Origin of the sequence: Bartonella sp. AP57NXGY, assembly GCF_042195805.1 — a bacterium.
In the GTDB taxonomy this organism is placed as follows: domain Bacteria; phylum Pseudomonadota; class Alphaproteobacteria; order Rhizobiales; family Rhizobiaceae; genus Bartonella.
In genome coordinates, this window is sequence record NZ_JBHIOZ010000055.1 from 5,172 (window position 1) to 9,233 (window position 4,062).

A 4,062-nucleotide genomic window follows, 5' to 3' on the forward strand; every position below is an offset into this window, starting at 1 on the left:
TTTAAGGAAAAGCCAAGGGAAGAATTATATATTAAAGGAAAGAGGCATGGTGCAAAAATATTTTGGTACAGATGGAATTCGGGGGAAAGCCAATTCATTTCCTATGACACCCGATTTTGCCATGAAGGTGGGGATGGCTGTAGGGGTTTTATTTCGCTCACAACATCAATCTCATCGTGTGGTGATTGGCAAGGATACACGATTATCTGGCTATATGTTGGAAAACGCTTTGGTTTCAGGATTGACTGCTGCGGGGATGGAAGCTTTTTTATTGGGTCCAGTGCCAACCCCTGCTGTTGCAATGCTTTGCCGCTCTTTGCGAGCGGATCTTGGGGTGATGATTTCTGCTTCTCATAATCCGTTCTATGATAATGGAATTAAACTTTTTGGTCCTGATGGTTTTAAACTTTCAGATGATATGGAAGCCAAAATTGAACAATTGATCGATACAGATCTTTCAAAATCTTTAGCAAGTTCTGCCGAAATTGGTTATGCAAAACGGGTTGAGGGGGATATTTATCGTTATATTGAATATGCCAAACGAACTTTGCCGCGTGATGTTCGCTTAGATACTGTGCGTATTGTTGTGGATTGTGCCAATGGGGCTGCTTATAAAGCGGCTCCCCGTGCTTTATGGGAATTGGGGGCTGAGGTTTTTGCTATTCATGATGAACCCAATGGGACCAATATTAATCAAAAATGTGGATCAACCGATTTAAGCTCTTTAAAACGAAAAGTGCATGAAGTGCGTGCTGATGTGGGGATTGCTCTTGATGGAGATGGAGATCGTGTTCTCATTGTTGATGAAAAAGCACAAACGGTTGATGGAGATCAGTTAATTGCTGTAATTGCTGAAAATTGGCATAAAATGGGACGATTACGGTGTAATGGTGTTGTCACAACGATTATGTCAAATCTTGGACTAGAACGTTTCTTGAATAGCAAAGGGTTGCACCTTGTAAGGACAAAAGTTGGAGATCGTTATGTTGTCGATGCCATGCGCCAAAAGGGATATAATGTTGGTGGTGAGGCTTCTGGCCATATCGTGCTTAGTGATTTTGGTACCACGGGTGATGGCTTGGTGGCTGCATTGCAGATTTTAGCTTGTATGAAGGAAAGTCAAAGCCCTATGAGCCAATTGTGTAAACGGTTTGAACCTGTACCGCAAATTTTAAAAAATGTAACGATTAAAAATAAAAATGTCTTGAAAAAAAATCCCGTCAAAGCGGCCATTGATCAAGCAGAGAAGCGGTTAGGAAAAGAGGCACGGCTGGTGATCCGCGCTTCTGGAACGGAGCCGGTTATCCGCCTTATGGCTGAAGGCGATGCACGAGAAGTATTGGACACTGTCGTGACAGAGTTGATGGATGTTATTATTCATCATGATGTACGCATGGGGACTGCACTTGAGGAATCTTGAATTTTTTGAAAAAATTATCAGATCATCTTTGAATAAAGGTCTGATTTTAATGCGGGATTTTGGCAATTACAAAAGGTATGATTATTAACTCTGTTAGTGATGTAATAACGGTAATGGATACTCTATCTACGAACAAATTAAATAAAAAAGGGAAAAGTCTAATTCTAATAACTACAATGCGTATAGATTTCTCTATAGTTCGTAAAATATGAAAAATATGCCTTTTTTTGATTTTCCTTTTTCTTTTACTTATTCGTAAACCGGTTATTAGTTTAACAGAGTTTGTAGGGGGTTATTAGTGTTATTCATTCTTTTTACTCGATATACAGCGGGTGCAGCGCCTCATGAACATCAAACAGCAATGGTCATTGTGGTTATATCATCTTGATGTTTCTAAGTGCCGCTGCCAATTGGAGATATGATACGCTCCTATTACGTTTAGCTCCTCCTAATTATGAACTTATACTTTTCCAATAATTAGTAGAATAATGAGAAAGAGATGAGAATGAGCAATTTTTTCACGACAGTTCTAATGTTTATAAAGTAAAAAAAGCCGTGTGATGTAAAAATAATGAACATTTTTTGTATCTTGGAAGGGTACACTCTATATTCATTTACAATTTTAAGATTTAAACATAAAAGGATTGAAGCCTTCTATAATACTGGTACGACTGAAGGGATTAGAACCGCCCATGCTCAAAAATTAAAGCGTATTCTAAGTGCTCTTGAAGGAGATGTATCGCCAAAAGATTTGAGTTATCCATCCTTTTAATTACATCTGCTAAAGGGTGATTTCAAGGATTATTAGTCAATTACTGTAAATGGAAATTGTTGCGTAATATTTCGCTTTGATAGCATAGATGTCGAAATGGTTGATTATCTGGATTGTCATCAAAAAGGAGATCTAAACAATGATGAAGAATCCTTCACATCTCGGTGAATTATTGCGAGAAGATGTGATCAAAGAGCTTGGTTTATCCTTTAATGAAGCAGCAGAGTAGCTTGGTATATCTCGTGTAGCACTTTCTAGAGTTTTAAATGGAAAAGCCGCTATGAGTGCTAATCTTGCTATTAGGCTTGAAATGTCTGGTGTAAGCACAGCACGTGCTTGGCTTGCTATGCAAACAAATTATGATCTATCAAAAAAAAATCCTTAACAACAGTCCCATGATCAAGATTGCATAAAAGAGTTTCAAATGGCAGTTAAGTTTTTGCAACAGAGACGTATACAAGAGCTAAATCATGCGTATGAGCGTACAAGGTCAAAAGATGTAACGCGGGTAAGACAAGGAATAAAATCTTGTTTCTATAGTCTGTTTGGCTATAATAAATATAAGCAAAGGAGGGTTTTAATATATTGAGTGAAGAGGAAATTAAGCTGCGTCGCCTCTATGCTGAAAATGCATTGGCAAGCCAACGTTTAGAGGGATTAGAGCCAGATCCAAAAGTCGTTGAGCAAATGGAACGTGTTATTATTGGAGAGTTTGAAACAAGTGATATCCTCAAAGATTATATGGAGAGGGTAAAACGTGGAGAAGTATAAGGGGAGCGGTGATCCTTATACTGATCCTGAAACTGGTGTGATGTATAATCGGTTTGGTATTAAAGACAAAGCCACGCTACAACGTGTAGAATCTACGATTTCTTATGTAAAATCTTTCGAATTTGTACATACTCCTATTGGTGGTAAGTTTGATCTGAATTACATGAAAGAGATTCATAGAAGACTGTTTGGTGACATATATGAATGGGCGGGACAAGTTCGTTTAGTGGATATTGCCAAAGGCAATAGTATGTTTGCTAGTTATAATCAGATTGAAAGTTATGCACCGAAGATTACAAAAAAGCTTGCAAAAGAACAGTATCTGCGTGGTCTTGGCGCTTATGACTTTAGCCAAAGGGCTGGGTATTACATGGGCGAATTGAATGCGTTGCATCCGTTTCGAGAGGGGAATGGGCGTACTCAGCGTGAATTTATGGTGCAACTGGCTCGTGAAGCTGGTTATCATATCAACTGGAAGGGTATTGAGCGACAAGAAATGACACGTGCGTCAATTGAAGCACATTTTGGTAATTCAGAATATCTATCTGCACTCATCTATAAGAACCTTATCAAGTTTACAGAAAATAAAAGGGATGATGTTTCTCAAGGTATTGGCAAAAATATTGCTTTTGGCGTTTATCTTAATAAAGAGTGCTTGGAACAACAAAAAGAGAAGATTGAAACTCCTTGGGATAGAGAAAAGACAAGTTTTGCTAAACGTCAAAAAGAAGAACTAGAACAATTACAAAATGATTTGAATGTTGTTGCAAAAGCAACAGAACGAGAGCCATACCTTGCTGCTTATACGGATAACTCTAATCTAGAACAGAAGGTGTTAAGCGCCCTTAGAAATAAAAAATCTTATGTTAATATGTTTAAGGAGTTAAACAGTCGTTTAGCATTTATTTATAGAGATCCACAAGAGGCTGCGTTTAGGATTGAGCAAACGATTTTAGCAGGTAAAGGCGATAAACTTCCTGATATTTTGGATAGGGCACCTGATAGAGCAGGCGAACTGCGTGGGTCAGATCGTTTTATCGATAAATTGAAGGCTACAGGAAAAGAACGAAAAGAAGCGCTTTATCATGTTCCTCTTGCT

Annotated in this window: 3 protein-coding genes and 1 pseudogene; all 4 read left to right on the plus strand. The window is 38.2% G+C overall.

Features of this window, described 5'->3' with window-relative positions; translation table 11 throughout:
* Window positions 1–46 precede the first annotated feature (46 nt).
* Window positions 47–1,420, plus strand: a complete 1,374-nt coding sequence (gene glmM / locus ACFIL8_RS06225) for a phosphoglucosamine mutase (RefSeq protein WP_375613213.1) — start codon at window positions 47–49, stop codon at window positions 1,418–1,420.
* Between the two features lie 911 nt (window positions 1,421–2,331).
* A pseudogene (locus tag ACFIL8_RS06230) lies at window positions 2,332–2,577 on the plus strand (HigA family addiction module antitoxin).
* Between the two features lie 200 nt (window positions 2,578–2,777).
* A complete protein-coding gene (locus ACFIL8_RS06235) occupies window positions 2,778–2,963 on the plus strand; it encodes an antitoxin VbhA family protein (protein WP_375628016.1) in 186 nt (61 codons plus the stop codon).
* Window positions 2,950–4,062, plus strand: a 1,113-nt coding sequence (locus ACFIL8_RS06240; protein WP_375689154.1) for a Fic/DOC family protein, incomplete at its 3' end; no start/stop codon positions are given. The genes ACFIL8_RS06235 and ACFIL8_RS06240, both read left to right, overlap by 14 nt.